The organism is Pseudomonas sp. 7-41, from assembly GCF_021233075.1.
In the GTDB taxonomy this organism is placed as follows: Bacteria; Pseudomonadota; Gammaproteobacteria; order Pseudomonadales; family Pseudomonadaceae; genus Aquipseudomonas; species Aquipseudomonas veronii.
In genome coordinates this window covers 1,066,471-1,086,984 of record NZ_CP089551.1, presented here as the reverse complement: position 1 = coordinate 1,086,984, position 20,514 = coordinate 1,066,471, and the positions used below count along the sequence as shown (strand labels likewise).

The window sequence follows — 20,514 nt, the reverse complement described above, 5'->3', positions numbered from 1 at the left end:
GTCTATTGTCCCTATACGTTGTGCCTATAAAGGCATCCACTGAGACTCGGTTATGTTTGGCCGAAGGCTTGTGTCATGATGATCCGACCGCAGGTTAGTCGTCCTCTTCCTATATGAATAGATCCTCCGCGTTGCTCCTCGCTTTTGTCTTCCTCAACGGCTGCCAGGCCATGGCCCCCGTGTCGACCGACGGTACACCGCCGGTGGAAGAGAGCACCCCAGCCCCTGAAAAGCCCAAGGTTTACTCCTCGTTCACTGAAGATACGGTGTACAGCCTGCTGACCGCAGAACTGGCCGGCCAGCGCAATCGTTTCGATATTGCGCTGGATAATTACGTGACCCAGGCCATCAATACGCAAGATCCGGGCATCTCGGAGCGGGCGTTTCGCATCGCCGAGTACCTGGGGGCCGACCAGGCTGCGCTGGACACCTCGCTGATCTGGGCGAAAAACGCGCCGGACGACCTGGAGGCACAACGGGCGGCAGCCATTCAATTGGCGCGCTCGGGGCGCTACGACGACTCCATGACCTATATGGAGAAAGTCCTGCAGGGCAAGGGCGACACGCATTTCGACTTTCTTGCGCTGTCGGCGGCCGATACCGACCAGGACACGCGCAACGGGCTGATGAAGAGTTTCGACCGCCTGCTGCAAAAACACCCGAAGAACAGCCAGCTCGTGTTCGGCAAGGCCTTGCTGCTGCAGCAGGACGACGAAGCCGAAGCCGCGCTGAAGCTGCTGGAACAGAACCCGCCGGAAGAAGGCGAGATCGCGCCGATCCTGCTGCGCGCACGCCTGTTGCAGAACCTCAATCGCGGCAAGGAAGCGATTCCGCTGCTGGAAAAAAGCATCAAGAAGTACCCGGACGACAAGCGCCTGCGCCTGACTTACGCGCGCACGCTGGTGGAGCAGGACCGCATGGAGGACGCCAAAGTGCAGTTCGCCAACCTGGTCCAGCAATACCCGGACGATGACGAATTGCGCTACTCCCTGGCGCTGGTGTGCCTGGAAGCCAAGGCCTGGGACGAGGCCAAGGGCTATCTGGAAGAGTTGATCGAGCGCGAAAGCCATGTGGACTCGGCGCACCTGAACCTCGGCCGCATCGCCGAAGAAAACAACGACCCCCAGGCCGCCCTGCTCGAATACGCCAAGGTCGGCCCCGGCAACGACTACCTGCCCGCCCAGTTGCGCCAGGCCGACATCCTGATGAGCAACGGGCGCACCGACGAGGCGGAAAAACGCCTGGTCGCGGCGCGCGAGGCGGAACCGGACTACGCGATCCAGCTGTACCTGATCCAGGCCGAAACCTTGTCGGCCAACAATCAGGCCGAGCGCGCCTGGAAAGTCTTGCAACAAGCCTTGCTGCAATACCCCGACGACCTGAACCTGCTCTACACCCGTGCGATGCAGGCGGAAAAACGCAATGACCTGGCGCAGATGGAAAAAGACCTGCGCCTGATCATCAAGCGCGACCCGGACAACGCCATGGCGCTCAATGCCCTGGGCTACACCCTGTCCGACCGCACCACGCGTTACGCCGAAGCCAAGGTGCTGATCGAACAGGCCCACAAGCTCAACCCGGAAGACCCGGCCGTACTCGACAGCCTGGGCTGGGTGAACTACCGCCTGGGCAACCTGGACGAGGCTGAGCGCCTGCTGCGCCAGGCGCTGGAGCGCTTCCCCGACCAGGAAGTCGCCGCCCACCTGGGCGAAGTGCTCTGGGCCAATGGCAAACAGCGCGAAGCCCGACAAATCTGGGAGAAGTTCCTCAAGGAACAACCCGAAAGCCCCATCCTGCGCGGCACCATCAAGCGCCTGACCGGTTCCGAGACCCTTTAAGTTTATGTTCTTGCGCCACTTTATCGTTTTCAGCTTCATCGCCTTGCTCGCCGGTTGCGCGGGCTTCGGTGCCCGCGAGTCCGTTGAGGGCCAGGGCAACCCGGCGCAATGGAAACAGCACAAGGCCCAGCTCAGCAGCATCGATGGCTGGCAGATCGAAGGAAAAGTCGGGGTACGCGCGCCGAAAGATTCCGGCAGCGGCACCTTGTTCTGGCTGCAACGCCAGGACTACTTCGATATCCGCCTGTCCGGCCCATTGGGGCGCGGCGCCGCCCGCCTGACCGGCCGACCGGGGCAAGTCAGCCTCGAAGTGGCCAACCAGGGTCGCTACGAAGCCGTCTCCCCGGAGGCGCTGCTGGAAGAGCAGATCGGCTGGAAACTGCCGGTGTCGCACCTGGTCTGGTGGGTACGCGGCTTGCCCGCCCCCGACAGCAAAAGCCGCCTGAGCCTCAATGGCGACAGCCGCCTGGCTTCCCTGGAGCAGGACGGCTGGCAGGTCGAATACCTGAGCTACGTGCAACAGAGCGGTTATTGGCTGCCCGAGCGGATCAAACTGCACGGCACCGACCTTGATATCACGCTGGTGATCAAGGACTGGCAACCACGCAAGCTGGGGCAATAACGTGACCGTAGAGAAACTGACCCTGCCCTCCCCGGCCAAACTCAATCTGATGCTGCACATCCTGGGACGCCGCGAAGACGGCTACCACGAGTTGCAGACGCTGTTTCAATTTCTCGACTACGGCGATGAACTGACATTCGCCGTGCGCGACGATGGCGTGATCCGACTGCACACCGAATTCGAAGGGGTGCCCCACGACAGCAACCTGATCGTGAAGGCCGCGAAAAAACTTCAGGCGCAATCGGGTTGCGCCCTGGGCATCGACATCTGGATCGATAAAATCCTGCCCATGGGCGGCGGCATCGGTGGCGGCAGCTCGAATGCCGCGACCACACTGCTGGGCCTGAACCACTTGTGGAAGCTCGGCTGGGACCTCGATCGCTTGGCCGCACTGGGCCTGACACTGGGCGCCGACGTCCCGGTTTTCGTGCGTGGGCACGCGGCTTTTGCCGAGGGCGTGGGAGAAAAACTCACCCCGGAAAACCCCGAAGAGCCTTGGTATGTCGTGCTTGTCCCGCAAGTATCTGTAAGTACAGCAGAAATTTTTTCAGATCCACTGTTGACACGTAACTCTCCTCCCATTAAAGTGCGCCCCGTTCCCAAGGGAAACAGTCGAAATGACTGCTTACCGGTTGTAGCAAGGCGTTATCCAGAAGTACGTAACGCTTTGAATTTGTTAGGTAAATTTACCGAAGCAAAATTAACCGGCACTGGAAGTTGTGTGTTTGGGGGCTTCCCAAACAAAGCTGAAGCTGATAAAGTCTCGGCCCTTCTTACAGAGACCCTTACAGGGTTTGTAGCGAAAGGAAGCAACGTTTCGATGTTGCATCGCAAGCTGCAAAGTCTGCTCTAAAAGGAACCGAGTACTGGGTACTCGTTGCAACAGATACAGGGGCGTCGCCAAGCGGTAAGGCAGCAGGTTTTGATCCTGCCATGCGTTGGTTCGAATCCAGCCGCCCCTGCCATTTTCCTTTACTCATCCAGGTTACCCTCAGCCTCTAGGTACTGCGCGTGTCCAAGATGATGGTCTTTACGGGGAACGCCAACCCCGATCTGGCTCGACGTGTTGTTCGTCAGCTGCATATCCCTCTCGGTGACATCTCTGTCGGTAAATTCTCCGACGGCGAAATTACCGCCGAGATCAATGAAAACGTCCGCGGTAAAGACGTCTTCATTATCCAGCCGACCTGCGCTCCGACCAACGATAACCTGATGGAACTCGTCGTGATGGCTGATGCCTTCCGCCGCTCCTCAGCGACTCGAATCACAGCTGTAATCCCTTACTTTGGTTATGCCCGTCAGGATCGCCGTCCGCGTTCCGCACGTGTAGCTATCAGCGCGAAAGTCGTGGCTGACATGCTCACCGTGGTAGGCATCGACCGTGTTCTCACGGTTGACCTGCACGCTGACCAAATCCAGGGGTTCTTCGATATTCCGGTAGATAACATCTACGGCTCCCCCGTATTGGTGGATGACATCGAAGACCAGCGCTTTGAAAACCTGATGATCGTGTCCCCGGACATTGGTGGCGTCGTGCGTGCACGGGCTGTCGCCAAATCCCTGGGCGTTGATCTCGGGATCATCGACAAACGCCGCGAGAAAGCCAATCACTCTGAAGTGATGCATATCATCGGTGATGTCGAAGGGCGTACCTGTATTCTGGTTGATGACATGGTCGACACCGCCGGCACCCTGTGCCACGCGGCGAAAGCCTTGAAAGAGCACGGTGCGGCAAAAGTCTTCGCCTACTGCACACACCCTGTGCTGTCGGGCCGAGCGATCGAGAACATCGAGAACTCAATGCTGGACGAACTGGTGGTGACCAACACCATCCCGTTGTCCGCTGCAGCTCAAGCCTGTCCGCGTATCCGCCAACTGGATATCGCACCGGTAGTTGCCGAAGCGGTTCGCCGCATCAGCAACGAAGAATCGATCAGCGCGATGTTCCGTTAAGGGTCAAACCTTCGGATCACCTCACTGACGAAAAGCGCCCCGCCCCGGCATATTGTCGGGGCGGGGCTTTTTTGCCCATATCGCCTTTAGCGCTGGTCGCAAACGCTGGGGCGAATGTGGTTATTTTGGAGATACAACATGAACGAATTTATTCTGAATGCTGAAGTGCGTTCCGACCTGGGGAAAGGTGCGAGCCGCCGCCTGCGTCGTCTCGCAAGCCTGGTTCCAGCTGTAGTTTACGGTGGCGACAAAGCCCCTGAATCCATCAGCATGCTGGCCAAAGAAGTTGCCAAACTGCTGGAAAACGATGCGGCCTACAGCCACATCATTTCGCTGAACGTCGGCGGCACCAAGCAGAACGTCATCATCAAGGCCCTGCAACGTCACCCAGCTAAAGGCCACGTGCTGCACGCTGACTTCGTTCGCGTCGTTGCCGGCCAGAAACTGACCGCCGTCGTGCCTGTGCACTTTGTTGGTGAAGAAGCTCCGATCAAAAAAGGCGGCGAAGTTTCGCACGTTGTTGCCGAGATCGAAGTGACCTGCCTGCCGAAAGACCTGCCTGAGTTCATCGAAGTCGACCTGTCGGCTCTGGAAATCGGCGAAATCCTGCACCTGTCCGACCTCAAAGCCCCTAAAGGCGTTGAGTTTGTCGCACTGGTTCACGGTGATGACAAAGCGGTTGCCAACGTTCACGCTCCACGCGTTGCTCCAGAAGCTGAAGAAGGCGCTGCAGAGTAATTCACTCTGTATTGCCGGAGCTTGAGGAAACATCGCGGACCGAAACGTAGCGAGAAAGCGGGCGATAACGCGACGTTTACTCTTGAGTAAATGATCCCTTGTCGTCCACTTTCGCCGCACTCAGGTCGGCATTGTTATCCACAACTCCAAAGGAAGGGCCCCTGTCGTGACTGCCATTAAACTGATCGTTGGCCTGGGAAATCCAGGCGCAGAATACGAACAGACCCGGCATAACGCGGGGGCCCTTTTTGTTGAGCGCATCGCCCACGCCCAAGGTGTAAACCTGGTGGCCGATCGCAAGTATTTCGGCCTGACCGGACGCTTTTCGCATCAGGGTCAGGATGTTCGTCTGTTGATTCCCACCACCTACATGAACCGCAGCGGCCAGGCTGTCGCGGCGCTTGCGGGGTTCTTCCGGATCAAACCCGAAGAAATCCTGGTGGCCCATGACGAACTGGACCTGCCTCCCGGCGTTGCCAAGCTCAAGCAAGGCGGCGGGCATGGCGGGCACAATGGCCTGCGCGACATCATCGCGCAGCTGGGCAATCAGAATACCTTTTACCGTCTGCGGCTCGGCATTGGCCACCCAGGCGTTGCCAGTATGGTTTCAAATTTCGTCCTGGGTCGTGCGCCACGCGCCGAACAGGAAAAACTCGATGCCTGCATCGACTTTGCCCTCGGCGTGCTGCCGGATATCCTCGCCGGGGAATGGAACCGCGCGATGAAAAACCTGCACAGCCAGAAGGCCTGACTCTTTTCCGAGGGGAAACACCATGGGATTCAATTGCGGCATCGTCGGCCTGCCCAACGTCGGCAAATCCACCCTGTTCAACGCGCTGACCAAGTCCGGTATTGCGGCGGAGAACTTCCCCTTCTGCACCATCGAACCCAACAGCGGTATCGTGCCGATGCCGGACCCACGCCTGGACGCCCTGGCCGTGATCGTCAACCCCAAGCGCATCCTGCCGACCACCATGGAATTCGTCGACATCGCCGGCCTGGTGGCCGGTGCGTCGAAAGGTGAAGGCCTGGGCAACAAGTTCCTGGCCAACATCCGCGAAACCGATGCCATCGCCCACGTGGTCCGCTGCTTTGAAGACGAGAACGTGATTCACGTCTCCAACAGCGTCGACCCGAAACGCGACATCGAGATCATCGACCTGGAACTGATCTTCGCCGACCTCGACAGCTGCGAGAAGCAACTGCAGAAAGTCGCGCGTAACGCCAAGGGTGGCGACAAGGACGCCGTGGTCCAGAAAGGCCTGCTGGAGCAGCTGATCGCCCACTTCACCCTGGGCAAGCCGGCACGCAGCCTGATGAAGACCATGGGTGCTGACGAGAAGGCCGCGGTCAAGGGCTTCCACCTGCTGACCACCAAGCCGGTGATGTACATCGCCAACGTCGCCGAAGACGGCTTCGAGAACAACCCGCTGCTCGACGTGGTCAAGGCCATCGCCGACGAAGAAGGCGCGATCGTGGTTCCGGTGTGCAACAAGATCGAAGCGGAAATCGCCGAGCTCGATGACGGCGAAGAAAAAGACATGTTCCTCGAGGCCCTGGGCCTGGAAGAGCCTGGCCTGAATCGCGTGATCCGCGCCGGTTACGAAATGCTCAACCTGCAGACCTACTTCACCGCCGGTGTCGAAGAAGTCCGCGCCTGGACCGTCAAGGTCGGCGCCACCGCGCCACAGGCCGCCGGCGTGATCCACACCGACTTCGAAAAAGGCTTTATCCGCGCCGAAGTGATCGCCTACAACGACTTCATCCAGTACAAGGGTGAAGCCGGTGCCAAGGAAGCCGGTAAATGGCGCCTGGAAGGTAAGGAATATATCGTCAAGGACGGCGATGTGATGCACTTCCGCTTCAACGTGTAAGCGTTGTCGGAATCAAAGAAGCCGCGTTTATTCGCGGCTTTTTTGTGGGCGCTTTGAAGGCATGCGAGCCATTCGATCTGAACTCTCGGCAATAAATGCATGGCTAACGCTAGAAAAAGGCATTGGGCGGGTGACCAGACCTTCCCAATGCCAAACGACCTGATTTAATTTGCCTTGAATCGCTTAACCCAGGGTGTTCAGACACACCACCTTGGGCTGGGTCATTTCCTCATAGGCAAAGCGCACCCCTTCCCGGCCGAGGCTGCCGTACTTGGAGCCGCCAAACGGCATGGCATCGAAACGATAGTCGGACGAATCGTTGATCATCACGCCACCCGCCTCGATCCGCCGCGCCGCACTCATCGCCGTCGCCAGATCATTGGTGAAGATACCCGCGTGCAGGCTGTAATCGGGTTCATTGGCCAACGAGATGGCCTCATCGAAGGTTTCAAAAGGCTGCAACACGACCACTGGGGCAAACACTTCGTTGCGCCACAGGCGACTGGCATGATCGACATTTTCCAGCACGGTCGCGGCGTAGCACGAGCCCTCGCGCCGGTGGCCGCAAAGTAACCTGGCGCCCTCCTCCAACGCTTCGTTTACCACTTGCTCGGCCTTCTGCGCCGCTTGGGGGGTAATCATCGGGCCGATGTCGGTGCTGGCAAGCAATGGGTCTCCGGTCACCAGTTTCTGCGCCAGGCTGACGAAGTGCTCGCGAAAACGCGCGTAGATCGACGCCTGGATCAGCAGGCGCTGAGTGCCGATGCAGTTCTGTCCCGCCGCCCAGAAGGCCCCGGACAGGCAACTGTCGACGGCGGCCGCAAGGTTGCAGTCCGCCATGACGATCACCGGCGCATTGCCGCCCAAGTCCATGGCGAGCTTCTTCAGGCCGGCCGTGCGGGCAATCTGCTCGCCGGTGACGAAGCCGCCAGTAAAGGAAATCATCCGCACCTCACGGGAGGCGACCAAGGCCTTGCCCAGTTCCGCGCCGCCGGTGGCGACGGTGACCACCGACTCGGGCAACCCGGCCTTAACCAGACACGAGACCAATTTGATGGCCGACAACGGCGCCAGCTCAGACGGTTTGAGAATCACCGCGTTGCCGCCGGCAATGGCCGGACCGAGCTTGTGCGCCACCAGATTCAATGGATCGTTGTACGGGGTGATCGCGACGATCAGGCCCAGCGGCTCGCGGGAGAACCAGCCCTGGCGCGACTCGGAGCCCTCATAGGCATCGAAAGGCACCACTTCCCCGGCATTGCGCCTGGCCTCTTCGGCAGAAAGCTTGAGGGTGTTGACGCAGCGTTTGACCTCTTTTTCCGCCTGTTTGAGGGTCTTGCCGGCCTCGTCGACAATCAGCCGGGCAAATGCCGGGGCATCGCGTTCGATGTGCAAGGCGGCCTGTTCGAGAATGCGTGCCCGACGATGACGCGGCAGTTCGGCGCAGGCTTGCGCACCGCTGCGACCCTGCACCAGCAACTGCGGCACCTGCGATGCACAAACATCCGCTACGGTCCCGATAACAGTCCCGTCAAAGGGGTTGAAGACTTCGATGTGCGGCGCCACGGCAGCCAGCGCAAGACTCGATAGTTTCACAGGCGTTCTCCTAGTTGTGCGCAACAGACTGATGGATGCTGATGATGTCCGACAGCAACGCAAACGCTGTTTCCGTGCGCCCAGCTCCCGGCCCCGAAACCGTCACAGCGCCGAGCAGATCGGTGGCGAACGACACGGCATTGGTGGCGCCGCAGATACCGGCCAGCGGATGATCATGGTTCAACAGGCGCGGCTCGACACTGGCACTGACCGAACCATCGGCATGACGCGTGGCCGCGCCGATAAGCCTCCAGCGTGCTCCGTCCTGCCGGGCTTTTTCGATGTCGCCAAGGCCGAGTGAGGAAATACCGCTGCAACTGACATCGTTGACGTTCAGCTTGGCGTCCAGCAACTCGTTGGCCAGAATCACCACCTTCAGACGTACATCATGCCCCTCGACGTCCGCCGTTGGGTCGGCTTCGGCATACCCCAATGCCTGCGCCTCACTGACCGCCTCGGCGAAACCCAGGCCGCCTTCCATGCGGGTCAGGACGAAGTTGGACGTGCCGTTGAGAATCCCCTCGAAACCGACAACCGAACTGCCCGCCAGCAACTGCCTGGCCAGGCGGATCACCGGTGTGCCGCTCATCACCGAACCTTCGTATTCAAAGACGACGTTATTGCGCTGGGCCAGGTCTTTCAGCTCGCCACCGTGCAGGGCAATCGGTCCCTTGTTGGTAGTGACCACATGTTTGCCGTTCTCCAGCGCCCAGCGGCAGAACGAAGTAGCCGGCTCACCATCCACCGGGTTGGTAAAGGTCGCTTCGGCAATGATGTCCGCACCGGACGCCTTGATCACCGCTTCGTTGAGGGCTACGGCTTCGCCCCCCGGCAGTTGCGCGAAAGCGCCCTTGACCGCTGGAAGATTGGCCAGCAACGCGGCATCCAACCCGTCGCGACCGATCACCGAACCGAGGAACAGATCAGTGACGCCGACGATTTTCAGGGTAAAACCCAGTTCGTTTTTCCAACTGTCGTTACGCTCGGCAATCAGCTGAGCCAGCGCCCGGTTGACACCACCGAAGCCGACCAGCGCCAGTTTGTATTCAGTCATTTTTTATTGTCCTTGATCTGGGTGATGGGTTGTTGGGCACTAGATTAGGGACACGTCCTAGGCAGTGAAATATGCCAATTTGCTCTATTTCATGGGCGTTTTGACCAGTGCCTGGGCAAAGCGTCCGGGCATAAAAAAAGCCAACCGAAGTTGACTTTTTCACAACAAAAAACCGGCTAGACAACAGACGATAAAACGAATGAAGTCACCGTGTTTTCCACGCCCGGCAGCGCGGAGATTTCATTCCAGACCTTATGCACCCGCTCCGGGCTCGCAGCGCCGACGCGCAGCATCAGGTCGAACTCGCCGCTCATGACATCGCACTCGATGACTTCCGGTATTGCCCGCAAAGCCTGCAGCACATCCGCGCCGCGCATGCGGTCGTAGCGATAGACAAAAATCACCGCATTGATGCTCGAAGAGGCTTGTCGCCCCTCCCCCGTTCGCACCGTATACCCCTGTATCGCACCGTCGCGCTCGAGCCGTTCGATCCGTTGGCGCACGGCATTGCGCGACAGATTGACCTTGGTCGCCAGCTCGGCGTGGGCCGCCCGGGCATTGAGCCGCAGCTCAGCGATGATACGTTCATCGAGCGGGTCCAGAATGCGCTTCACTTGACCTCCTGCGGCAACGCCGTCACAGCGCGCCGAGCAGCTGATGGATGGTGTCGAGGTCGTCCGGTTGAATCCGGTAATGCTGTGCCGATCCCTGCTCCGCGAGCGGGCTGTGTTGCGCCGGCGCACCGATCCCCAGTTCGCCGAGCAGCACGGTAGATTTGGCCGGTGAGATTTCCCCCAGGGTGACCATCGGCGCGACCAGGCTGCGGCGGTACAGTCGAGCTGCCAGGACGCCGGTGGCGGTGTGAGGATCAATGACGTAACCGGTGTCACGGTACAGCGAGGTCATTTCCTGCAGGGTTTCGTCATCGCTGACCGCGTAGGAGTCGATGATCATCCGCGCCTGCAACCAGAACTCGTTGGCGATGGTCATCTCGCCGCTGGATTCGAACGCTGCCATCAGCGCGCTCACCGCCTGATCGTCATGCCCGTAGAGCTCCCAGAGGAAACGTTCAAGGTTGGAAAAAATCGACAGGTCCATGGCCGGCGACAACGTCTTGTTGGTTCGCAACCTGGAGTAGTGGTTCTTCAGAAACAACTGATGCAATGCGTCGTTCTGATTGGTCGCAACGATCATCTGGGTGATCGGCAGGCCCATTTTCTGCGCAATGTAACCGGCATATACCTCGGCAAAACTCGCGGCGGGCACGCTGAAACCAATCAGACGCTGAGCGCCTCCCAGTTGCAGCACGGCGTGGAAATAAAACACCAGTTGCGCCAACACACTGACCCAGTTGCTGGAGTTGAAACTGACTGCCTCGTGCTGCGTGCATGGCCACTGCCGGAACAGCCGGTTCACGATGGTCTGGCACTCATCGAAGCTACCGTTGACCGCGAACGTGTGGACATTCGAGTGAGCCACCGCCTGCAGATGCTGCAACTGATTCTGTGGTACGCCGGATGCCGGATAGAGCACCACCACGACGGTGTCGTTACAGTGCTTGAACGCCTCGATGGCCGCCAGCCCGGTATCACCGTTGGTAGCCCCGAGCACCACCGCGCGTCGCTGGCGTTTGTGCAGAAAATACTGCACCAACTGCGCCTGCAACTGGGCGGCAAAATCCTTCGAGGAACGGGTAGGTCCGTGGAACAGCTCCAGCACCCACTCGTTGCGGTCGACCTGATGCAAGGGCGCCACGGAGCGATGACTGAAGCGGCTGCTCGCCTCTTTGAGCATGCGCTTGAGATCCACCTCAGGGATGGCCCCACCCACAAACGGACTCATGACCCGATAGGCCAGTTCGTCATACGGCAAGATCGACCAATTGGCCATGTCCTGGGGTTCGAACAGCGGCAACTCGAAGGGCACGAACAGTCCGCCGTCCTCGGCAATACCGGATAACACGACCTTTTCGAAATCGACCTGCATGGCCGAACTTCGCGTACTCACATAGTGCATGGTTGACTCCGGCCATTCATTTGTAACGATGTGCCTGCTCGACCAGCCAGGTAGAAAACATGACCGCGTCGGGATGCTGGTCGGCCCCCGAACCGCGTACCAGATAAAACGATTCGCTGGCTTCGATGCGCTGGGCGAAGGGTTCAACCAGACGCCCGTCCTGGAGCATCTCGTCGACCATCGAGGAGCGGGCCAGGGCAATCCCCTGCCCCAACTCGGCCATGCGCAAGGTGCAGATCAGCGTGTCGAACTGCATGCCGGTCGACGAATCGACGGTGTCCGCTCCGACCATGTTCAACCAGTAACCCCAGCCCTCTTCGTAACCCAGAACGTGCAGCAACGGATGGTGAGCCACGTCGGCCGCGACCTTCAGCGGCGAGCGCGCCATCAGGGCGGGCGAGCAGACCGGAAACAAGGTGTCCCAGGTCAGGCGTTGCGAGACCAGGCCGGGCCATTGACCATGACCCCAACGAATTTCCATATCGTCTTCGCCATCCAACTCCTTGACCCAAATGTTGCTGATATAGCGGATGTAGACATGGGGATGAGCCTGACGAAAGTCGACCAATTTGGGCGCCAGCCAATGTACGAAAAACGCCAGGCTGCCACGCACCTTGATCGGCCGGCGCTTGTGTTGGCCAAAAATCTCGTTGGTCCCCACCGCCAGCCGAGTGATCGCATCCTGCACCACCGGCAGATAGGCTTGGCCTTCCTCGGTCAGCCCCAAGCCACGGGGCAAGCGCTTGAACAGCGCCACCCCCAGATGGCTTTCCAATTGGCGGATCTGCTGGCTGACCGCGCCCTGGGTCAAAAACAGTTCCTCGGCGGCGTGGGTAAAGTTCAGACAGCGGGCAGACACCTCGAATGCCCGCAGCCAGTTCAATGGGGGTAACGGCTTTTGCTTCATGGTCTGGACCTCATTGACGCCCCCCGCACCGAGCACGCTTGCCCACCCTGCCTAGAATGCATCGGACGGTTGTGCCAAGGGGGCAAGCGACAAGCGTCGCTCGCGGCTCTTGCGGGTAATGTAATACACGAAGTAGCACCAGGCGATGAATGGCAAACCGAAGTACAGCGCCACCCGCTGCTCGGGGTCGAAAGCGATCCCGACGCAGGCCAGGCTGCAGCAGGCCAGCGCTCCCAGAGGTACCCACGGATAACCCCGGACGCGGAACTTGAGGTCGCGGACATCACCGCCATTGGCCACATAGTGACGGCGGAATGCGATCTGGCTCGCGGCGATGCTCATCCACACCACCACTACCGCCAGCCCGGAAATCGACACCAGCGCCAGATAGACGGTGTCAGCGGCAAACACACTACTGAGCAACGAGGCACCGCCGCCGAACATGCTCAATACGATGGCATTCAACGGCGTCCCCGTGCGGGTCAGGTTAGAGAACTGCTTAGGCAGGTGTCCCTGATCGCTTAAGGTCCAGAGCATCCGCGAAGCGGCGTACAACCCGGAGTTGGCCGCAGACAACAGCGCCGTGATGATCACGAAGTTCATGATGTCGGCGGAGTAAGGAATGCCGATGTAGGTAAATACAGTGACGAACGGACTCTCCACCAAACCGGCCTGCTCGCGGGGCAACAGCGTCGCCAGGACGAAAATGGTGCCGACGAAAAAGATCGCCAGACGCAACACGGTAGTGCGAATGGCCCGCGGCACATTGCGCTGAGGGTCCTTGGTTTCACCGGCAGCGATACCGATCAACTCCGTACCGGAGAAGGCGAAGGACACCGCCAACAGGGTCATGGCAATCGACATGAAACCGGTGGGGAACAAGCCCTCGCGGGTGAAGTTACCCAGGCCGGCACTGTGCGCCTGATCGATATGCAACAGGCCGAGAATCGCCCCGCCGCCGATTATCAGGAACACCACCACCGTCACTACTTTGATCAAGGACAACCAGAACTCGGTCTCGGCAAACAAACGCACCGAGATCACGTTGGTCAGGAACACCACGCCAGCGAACAGCGCACTCCAGATCCACACCGGCGTGTCCGGGAACCAGCGCACCATAAGAATACCGGCGGCGGTGAATTCCGAGCCGATGGCCACGGTCCACGTCAGCCAATACAGCCAGGCCACGGTGTAGCCGGTACCTGGGCCAAGAAAGCGCGTGGCGTAGGTGCTGAAGGAGCCGGTTTCCGGCATCTGCACCGCCAACTCGCCCAGGCACATCATGACCATGTAGACCATGAGGGCGCCGATGATGTAAGCAATGACCGCACCTAACGGACCGGCCTGGTTAACGGTGTATCCGGACGTGAGAAACAGCCCGGTACCAATCACGCCGCCCAATGCCAACATGACAATATGGCGCGTCTGCATTTCCTGTTTGAAACTGGCACGCGGGTTGATTTGCTGTTCTTGTATGGACATGGTTGTTCTCATGAAAGTTGGCGGGGCACGCATTAACGTCTGCGCTGAGTTACTGGGCAGAGTCAAAAAATGTCGCCACTGGGTTTTATTATTATTCCGCTTCATGAACGCCTCACTAACGGCCCTGTCGTGAGGGAGTAACGTTAAAACTTCAACTGGCTACCTCAGTGCATGTTTCATTGATTGAGGGCTGTTTGCTTGCTGGTAGCTGTTCATCCCGTGAATGCCTGACAAAGGCAAACGCCTGCTGCAGATCGTCGAGCAAATCATCGGTGTCTTCGATGCCGACGGAGACGCGTACCAGCCCTTCGGAGATACCCAGGGCCAGACGCTCCTCCAGCGTGTTCTCCACATGGCTGGTGGTCCGCGCCGGACCGTAAATGGTTTCCACCGCGCCCAGATTGCCCGCGCAGTGAGCAAAGCGCAGGCGCGGCAACAGCACCTTGACCGTGTCCATGCCACCGACCAGGACAAAACTGACGATGGCACCGAAACCGGACATTTGCGCACACGCCACAGCGTGGTTCGGGTGGCTGGTCAAGCCGGGATAATTCACCGACGCCACCAACGGTTCGGTGCAGAGGAACTCTGCCAGGGCACGGGCACTGTGTTGCTGCTGACGCAGGCGCAGCACCAGCGTTTTCATGCCGCGGATGATCATGTAGGCCGAGAAGGGATCGAGCGTCGCACCGTTGATTTCCCGGTAATGACGAACCTTGGCCATCAACGATTCGCTGCCGCATACCAGGCCGCCGAGCACATCGCCATGACCGCTGAGGAACTTGGTCGCACTGTGGATGACCACGTCCACGCCCAGCGCCAGTGGGTTTTGATTCAGCGGCGTGGCAAAGGTGTTGTCCGCCACCACCACGGCACCGACGCGCTTGGCCGCAGCCACCAGACGCTGGATATCGAGGATTTTCAGGGTCGGGTTGGTCGGTGTTTCCAGGTACACCAACTGGCAGCCTTTGGCGATTTCACGCTCGATCTCCTCGTGATCGAACGTCTCGCACAAGGTCACCTCGACGCCCATGCGCGGCAGGAACTCTTCGAAGATCTTGTTGGTTCCGCCATAGCTGTCCTTAGTGGACACCACACGATTGCCGTGGGCCAGGAAGGTGTAAAGCACACTGCTGATCGCCGCCATGCCACTGCTGAAGGCCACGGCGGACTCAGCATGTTCCAACTCGCGGATTTTGGCTTCGAGGGTCTCGACCGTCGGGTTGCTCATGCGGCTGTAGATAAAGCCCGGAGCATTGCCCAGAGCAACGTCGTACCAGACGTCGATGTCGTCGTAACCGTAAGCGGCACTGACCACGATAGGTGTTTGAGTGGCATTGTAGGGGTGCCTGACTTGCTCCCCACCCCAGACCGCCCGGGTCCCCGCTCCGGCATTTTCAAGCCTTGTGCTGTCAGGTTTATTGTTCATTAAGACTACTCGCACTGAGAGTGGTGAATGTTGAATCATTAATCGGATCTGGCGGCCAATATATTGAAAACCCATGCGCCCGAGAAACGATGTTATCGGTGCCAAAGGGCTGTTTTTTTTAATGGCTATCCATGTGCGGGGTGAGGGGGTCCAGCCCTGGTGGGTTTTTGTGCGGGCAGTGGGCTGTCTAGCTGGCTGATTTAACGTGCAAACGTTGATTGCGGTAGAAGCCGAACTATAAAGGGCGATGCATCAAGATAGTGAAACATCGCCACACATTATAAAATAACGAGAATTCTAGAACACACACCGCAACATAACTGCACCCTCATCAAACATCCCAACTATTCCTCATCACTCTAAGATTTATCTTACACCAACCACGGGCAACTACCCCGAGCAGCGCTTGCAACTTTATAGTTCTTGCGATTCAAATACCCGAGCGACTCTACAGCTCAAGCAGCGCATCATGACAACACTAAGCTTTCCTGTTTAACTGCGTGCCGGCCCATAGGTTAATTGCCCTCCTGACGTGGCAACAGTATCGGAGCACAACACGATGTCGACGCTCTGCGAAAACGTTCTTATAACGGACATGACCTTTAGCGATTGCCCGGCCATCGAAACGACCGTGAACAATACGGCCGTTCTCGATATCGATATTCTCCTCTTGGGAGAAACCGGCACAGGTAAAGATACGTTGGCGCAACGCATCCATCAGCTGTCTCGTCGCAAAGGAAACTTCGTTGCAGTTAACTGTGCCGCCATCCCGGAAACCCTGGCCGAAAGCCAACTGTTCGGTGTCAACAGCGGCGCCTACACGGGCGCCATGCAATCGCGCGCGGGGTTTGTCGAAGCCGCCCATCTGGGCACCCTATACCTCGACGAAATCGACAGCATGCCGCTGTCGCTGCAAGCCAAGCTGTTACGTGTACTGGAATCGCGCGGGGTCGAACGCCTGGGGTCTACACGATTTATCCCGGTAGACATGCGTGTGATCGCCTCGGCCCAGCACGCCTTGCACGAAATGGTCGAGCAAGGCACTTTCCGACGCGACCTCTACTTCCGTCTGAATGTGGTCAATATCCACCTTCCAGCCTTACGGGATCGGCGAGAGCGGATCATTCCCTTGTTCCTGGACATGATTGAGCAAGAGGCCGATCACTTCCGGCTCGCCGCGCCGTCGCCCCCCAGCAAGCAGTTATTGCAACAACTGCTGTGCCACCCGTGGAAGGGCAACGTGCGCGAACTGCGCTCGACGGCCAAGCGCTTCGTGTTGGGCCTGCCGCCGTTATCCACCGCGGTGATCAACCGACATGAACTTGAATTGAACCTGAAGACACGATTGCAACAGATGGAGAAATCGTTGATTGAAGAATCGCTTCGTCAACACGACCACTGTGTGGACAGTGTGGCAATCGCTTTAGGCGTCGCCAAGCGAACGCTGTACCACCGAATAAAGCATTTGGGAATATCACTCAACTGAAACAGGGTGCCGCCCCTGTTAACGCAATAACATCTTTTGAAACATACCTTCCCGCAACATATGGAACGCATGAATCCGTTTAGCCACATAAGTCATGGAACAGCGATACAGGTGTGCAACAGCGTCTTTTGATGTATCGCTGACTCCAGTGAAACTAACGTTAAGCACGGAGAAAACAACATGACTATCGGTTCGATTGGCTCGTATTCTGGCGCCTCCTATGGTGGCGGTGACGCCAACAATATGTCTGCTGATGAGGCAGATGCTGGTATGGAGGCTGTAGAATCAAAGAAGCGCAAAGATGGCGTAAAAAACGCATATAAAGCAGCAGAGAACGCTAATACCAACGGTATTAAAGCAGCCGCTGACATGCTCCGCCTGTAATAGCTGAACGCTTGCTGGCCTTCTCGACAGTCGATGCCGGGAAGGCCATACCGCCACGAGCGTTGTCATATACACGCTCATCTTCTAATCCTTATCTGACAGGGCAACATGATGATAGGCAGCATCCGCACGACTGAAATCAATCAACTCCCTGGCACCTCGGGCATACAGGAGGCCTCCCACTCGGCCACCGATGTCAGCTTTTTCAACTCAACGCTCATGCCTTCCCCAGTTGCGAATACCGCGGTCGATCATGCGCTGCCACCGAATGTGCTTTCCGAAGCCGCAGGCAAGCTCAATTCCATGACTGAGCGTATGACCAAAAGCCTGCGGGCATTAAGCAGCAAGAACAAACTGGAAGAGGCGCGAAAATATCCGGGGCAACTTTCCGACGCACTCCTGCTGACGCACATGTTGTCGAAGAGCGTCGGTAAAACCGCGCAGTGCATCGATAAAATCAGCAACCTCCAGTAGGCCAACATGACTCGCCCGTGGCTTATCCTAGTAATCCTGTCGCTCTCATTCTTGCTCAATGCCTGCAGTGACCGTGTCGAACTTCATCGTCAGTTAACCGAACAAGAGGCCAATGAGGTCGTTGCGGAACTGGCGGACAAACATATCCGCGCCACCAAGGTTCCCGCGAAAGATGGCGTTGTGGTGGTGGTCAACTCAACCGATATCGGCCGCGCTGTGCGAACGCTGGAGGCCGCCGGCCTCCCGCGGGTCGCGCGCGCGACGCTGGGCGACACCTTTCGCAAAGAGGGGGTTATTTCCACCCCGCTTGAAGAACGAGCACGCTACATCTATGCCCTGTCCCAGGAGCTGGAGACCACGCTGTCGAACATCGATGGCGTCATCGTGGCTCGCGTACACGTGGTGCTGCCCGAGCGCGTCGCTCCGGGGGAACCGGTACAACCCGCCTCCGCCTCGGTGTTCATCAAGCATGACCCGCGACTCGACCCCGACAATATCAGGGCCCGGGTGCGCAGGATGGTTGCAAGCAGTATTCCGGGGATGACCGCCGCGGTGGAAAACCCGCAAAAACTGACGGTCGTCTTCGTGCCGGCAACCGCTTACTTAGAGCAGCAACGGTTGGCTTACTTCGGGCCGTTCCTGGTTCCGGGAGACGACATCGGTTTTTGGCGGGCCAGTGTGACATTCGGGCTGATCGCCCTGGCGCTGATGATCGCGGCGGGCATGTTCTGGCATAAACGCACACAAAGAGCCGCAGACGCGCTGTCAGACGGCCCATCCCCGGATGCGCCTGTCCAGGCCCGCAATGAGTAATCTCTCATGGGCCCAATGGTGGTCCGCGCCCTGGTTGTGTGCCCACGAAGACTGGAAAGCCCCCGTTCAACACGCCGCGCTGAATGAGCTGCACCGCAGCCGGCAGGTCGTCACGGGCACGCCTTATGGCGTTGCCCCTTGCCTGCCGCCAATGCCCGACCCCGCACTCCTGCAACTGGCACTCGCCCCCGCGGATCAACTCGACCTGGGGCTCGCCCTGATTGACGGCATCTGCCGTCCCGCCTATGCCACCGCACTCGATGACAACCATCGACAGTGGTGCAACAGGCTGGCCAAGGCCCTGCCCCTGGATATGGTGCAACCCGATAATGACCCGCTGCAATTGCTCCGCGCCTGGGTCACGCCGGCCACCTGGCAGCGCATCCGGTTGCGCTTTGCGCGCCGGCGCATTTTGGATCTGGACGAAAAAGCCCTGTCGCTCGGCGACTCCCATAGCCGCCTCGATACCCTTTGGCATGCGGTGGCGTGGCGCATTGGCGCGATGAACAGGAACAGTAGCGCTGCCGCCTCAGAGGGGCACGGAGATTAACGATGTTATGCCGATATAAAATCAGCTCGCCCGGGGGCGCGCCGCCCCTGCCGGGGAGCCTGATCTCTTGCGAAACACTGGCGAGCTATACCCAGGCCAGCAATGTGGTGGACCAGGCAAAAGCCGAGGCCAGGCAGTTGCTGAAGACGGCACACGCCCAACGTGAAGCGCTGCTGGAAAAAGTCAGCGTTGAAGTATGGCAACGTGCCAATGCACAACTCAAACGCTGGGAAATCGAGCGTCAGGCCCTGTGCGACAGCCTTGAACAATACGCCACCTCGATCGCCAACCAGGCCATTCACCTGCTGCTTGAAGACACCCCCGCGCCCCAACGCATGGCCGCCCTGATCAAGCAATTACTGGCGAGCCATGTGCCAGCGGTGAAGGCAACACTGGTTTGCCACCCGCTCGAATTGGAAGCGGTGCGGGCATGCCTGACCAACCGCGGCAGCACGCACTGGACACTGCGCGCCGACGATACGATCAAACTGCAATCGCTCATATTGACCACCGAAGAAGGGGACTTCCGGATTGACTGGACGTCCTTGATCAATATTTTCATGAAGCCCGATGACAGCCCTTCAGACAACGGGTTTTAAACACACTTCATGAAATAAAAATTGCCGCACATGGAACCAATTCGAAATACAAACCAAAAAGGAGAACATCCCAACGGAGTGAATCCATGAACTATTACGACGGTTACAGCAATCGGCTTTTAAACGACGCAAGGGAGGTTAAACGTGACCTCAACCTCGCCGCAGAAACCAATTCCGGGTCTGAAGAAGACCTCGCCTTTTTTTTCGATCTTGTCGCCAAGCATCGAACTTCCGAATACGTCTTCAATGAGCATGCCCGCGTCAAACATATGCTCCTGAAGTCAGGCCTGGACAGCGGTCAGTAACTTGAACGCGCTGCTGGCCGAGTGTTTGAAACGCGGCTCCGGAGAATTGAGGTTATTCGAAAACAATGACGAAATTATCCTGCGTCATTGTTCGAACAGCCTGTTGCTCAGTGTCCAGTTGACGCCACTTCGCCCGGACAAATCATTGCTGCTGAGCTGGCTGCGCCTGGGCGAGGTCAGCCTGGAACACTTTCCAGGCGCTCTCGCCCAGGCGCCGGCCAGTGGCGCGCTCTGGCTGATGCATTGCCTGCATGACAAGCACGACGAACAGCAGCTGCAGCTCTGCCTCGAGTCCCTGCTCAACCAACGCGATACCTGGCGCGCCACCGTCGCGCGCCTCCACAGACCGGCGCCTCGACGCAACCCCACCTCCCTACGTTCGTTGCTGTACTAA

General features: G+C 58.6%; 22 protein-coding genes and 1 tRNA gene. 16 read left to right on the top strand and 7 right to left on the bottom strand.

Annotated elements, in window-relative coordinates; all coding sequences use genetic code 11:
- Positions 1-113 precede the first annotated feature (113 nt).
- From LQ249_RS04745 to ychF, 8 genes are all read left to right on the top strand, one after another.
- Positions 114-1,838, top strand: a complete 1,725-nt coding sequence (locus LQ249_RS04745) for a tetratricopeptide repeat protein (RefSeq protein WP_046384758.1) — start codon at positions 114-116, stop codon at positions 1,836-1,838.
- Between the two features lie 4 nt (positions 1,839-1,842).
- The gene (gene lolB, locus LQ249_RS04740) at positions 1,843-2,460 is read left to right on the top strand and encodes a lipoprotein insertase outer membrane protein LolB (protein WP_017844403.1); all 618 of its coding nucleotides are present in this window, start codon (positions 1,843-1,845) and stop codon (positions 2,458-2,460) included.
- Positions 2,461-2,509: 49 nt separating this feature from the next.
- Positions 2,510-3,313, top strand: a complete 804-nt coding sequence (gene ispE / locus LQ249_RS04735; RefSeq protein WP_186354582.1) for a 4-(cytidine 5'-diphospho)-2-C-methyl-D-erythritol kinase — start codon at positions 2,510-2,512, stop codon at positions 3,311-3,313.
- A 37-nt stretch (positions 3,314-3,350) separates the two neighbouring features.
- A tRNA-Gln gene (locus tag LQ249_RS04730) sits at positions 3,351-3,425 on the top strand.
- 46 nt (positions 3,426-3,471) lie between these two features.
- Positions 3,472-4,413 (top strand): ribose-phosphate pyrophosphokinase, encoded by a 942-nt coding sequence (locus LQ249_RS04725; protein ID WP_017844405.1) that lies wholly within the window; start codon positions 3,472-3,474, stop codon positions 4,411-4,413.
- A 138-nt stretch (positions 4,414-4,551) separates the two neighbouring features.
- Positions 4,552-5,151, top strand: a complete 600-nt coding sequence (locus LQ249_RS04720; protein ID WP_017844406.1) for a 50S ribosomal protein L25/general stress protein Ctc — start codon at positions 4,552-4,554, stop codon at positions 5,149-5,151.
- Between the two features lie 166 nt (positions 5,152-5,317).
- Positions 5,318-5,902: an aminoacyl-tRNA hydrolase gene (gene pth, locus LQ249_RS04715; protein WP_017844407.1), complete on the top strand. Its 585-nt coding sequence runs from the start codon at positions 5,318-5,320 to the stop codon at positions 5,900-5,902.
- Positions 5,903-5,924: 22 nt separating this feature from the next.
- Positions 5,925-7,025: a redox-regulated ATPase YchF gene (gene ychF, locus LQ249_RS04710; protein WP_046384760.1), complete on the top strand. Its 1,101-nt coding sequence runs from the start codon at positions 5,925-5,927 to the stop codon at positions 7,023-7,025.
- 183 nt (positions 7,026-7,208) lie between these two features.
- Here the strand turns inward: ychF and LQ249_RS04705 are convergent, their stop codons facing one another.
- The 7 genes from LQ249_RS04705 to LQ249_RS04675 form a co-directional block, all read right to left on the bottom strand.
- Positions 7,209-8,621, bottom strand: coding sequence for an aldehyde dehydrogenase family protein (locus LQ249_RS04705; protein ID WP_046384761.1), 1,413 nt, complete (start codon positions 8,619-8,621; stop codon positions 7,209-7,211).
- 10 nt (positions 8,622-8,631) lie between these two features.
- On the bottom strand, positions 8,632-9,675 hold the full coding sequence (locus LQ249_RS04700; RefSeq protein WP_046384762.1) for a homoserine dehydrogenase: 1,044 nt from the start codon (positions 9,673-9,675) through the stop codon (positions 8,632-8,634).
- Positions 9,676-9,851: 176 nt separating this feature from the next.
- Positions 9,852-10,289 carry an Lrp/AsnC family transcriptional regulator gene (locus tag LQ249_RS04695; protein WP_046384763.1) on the bottom strand — a complete coding sequence of 146 codons (438 nt, stop codon included), beginning with the start codon at positions 10,287-10,289 and terminating at the stop codon, positions 9,852-9,854.
- Between the two features lie 22 nt (positions 10,290-10,311).
- Complete coding sequence (gene thrC / locus LQ249_RS04690; protein ID WP_169881900.1) at positions 10,312-11,691, bottom strand: threonine synthase; 1,380 nt, start codon at positions 11,689-11,691, stop codon at positions 10,312-10,314.
- 16 nt (positions 11,692-11,707) lie between these two features.
- Positions 11,708-12,598, bottom strand: coding sequence for a LysR substrate-binding domain-containing protein (locus tag LQ249_RS04685; RefSeq protein ID WP_046384765.1), 891 nt, complete (start codon positions 12,596-12,598; stop codon positions 11,708-11,710).
- A gap of 51 nt (positions 12,599-12,649) precedes the next feature.
- Positions 12,650-14,080 (bottom strand): amino acid permease, encoded by a 1,431-nt coding sequence (locus tag LQ249_RS04680; RefSeq protein WP_046384766.1) that lies wholly within the window; start codon positions 14,078-14,080, stop codon positions 12,650-12,652.
- Between the two features lie 151 nt (positions 14,081-14,231).
- Complete coding sequence (locus LQ249_RS04675) at positions 14,232-15,509, bottom strand: cystathionine gamma-synthase family protein (protein WP_046384767.1); 1,278 nt, start codon at positions 15,507-15,509, stop codon at positions 14,232-14,234.
- Between the two features lie 559 nt (positions 15,510-16,068).
- Here LQ249_RS04675 and LQ249_RS04670 point away from each other — a divergent pair.
- The 8 genes from LQ249_RS04670 to LQ249_RS04635 all read left to right on the top strand — a co-directional run bounded on the left by LQ249_RS04670 (position 16,069) and on the right by LQ249_RS04635 (position 20,514).
- The gene (locus tag LQ249_RS04670) at positions 16,069-16,995 is read left to right on the top strand and encodes a sigma 54-interacting transcriptional regulator (protein ID WP_017844409.1); all 927 of its coding nucleotides are present in this window, start codon (positions 16,069-16,071) and stop codon (positions 16,993-16,995) included.
- A gap of 180 nt (positions 16,996-17,175) precedes the next feature.
- Positions 17,176-17,379 carry a hypothetical protein gene (locus LQ249_RS04665; protein ID WP_017844410.1) on the top strand — a complete coding sequence of 68 codons (204 nt, stop codon included), beginning with the start codon at positions 17,176-17,178 and terminating at the stop codon, positions 17,377-17,379.
- 108 nt (positions 17,380-17,487) lie between these two features.
- On the top strand, positions 17,488-17,853 hold the full coding sequence (locus tag LQ249_RS04660) for a hypothetical protein (protein ID WP_232566224.1): 366 nt from the start codon (positions 17,488-17,490) through the stop codon (positions 17,851-17,853).
- A 6-nt stretch (positions 17,854-17,859) separates the two neighbouring features.
- Positions 17,860-18,666, top strand: a complete 807-nt coding sequence (gene sctJ, locus LQ249_RS04655) for a type III secretion system inner membrane ring lipoprotein SctJ (protein ID WP_046384769.1) — start codon at positions 17,860-17,862, stop codon at positions 18,664-18,666.
- Positions 18,659-19,216 carry a type III secretion protein gene (locus tag LQ249_RS04650; RefSeq protein WP_126588917.1) on the top strand — a complete coding sequence of 186 codons (558 nt, stop codon included), beginning with the start codon at positions 18,659-18,661 and terminating at the stop codon, positions 19,214-19,216. The genes sctJ and LQ249_RS04650 overlap by 8 nt, the downstream gene beginning before the upstream one ends.
- Before the next feature lie 2 nt (positions 19,217-19,218).
- Positions 19,219-19,815, top strand: coding sequence for a type III secretion system stator protein SctL (sctL, locus tag LQ249_RS04645; RefSeq protein ID WP_017844414.1), 597 nt, complete (start codon positions 19,219-19,221; stop codon positions 19,813-19,815).
- 86 nt (positions 19,816-19,901) lie between these two features.
- The gene (locus LQ249_RS04640; RefSeq protein ID WP_026139725.1) at positions 19,902-20,120 is read left to right on the top strand and encodes a hypothetical protein; all 219 of its coding nucleotides are present in this window, start codon (positions 19,902-19,904) and stop codon (positions 20,118-20,120) included.
- Between the two features lies 1 nt (position 20,121).
- Entirely contained in the window at positions 20,122-20,514 is a 393-nt protein-coding gene (locus LQ249_RS04635; RefSeq protein WP_046488034.1) for a hypothetical protein, read from the top strand.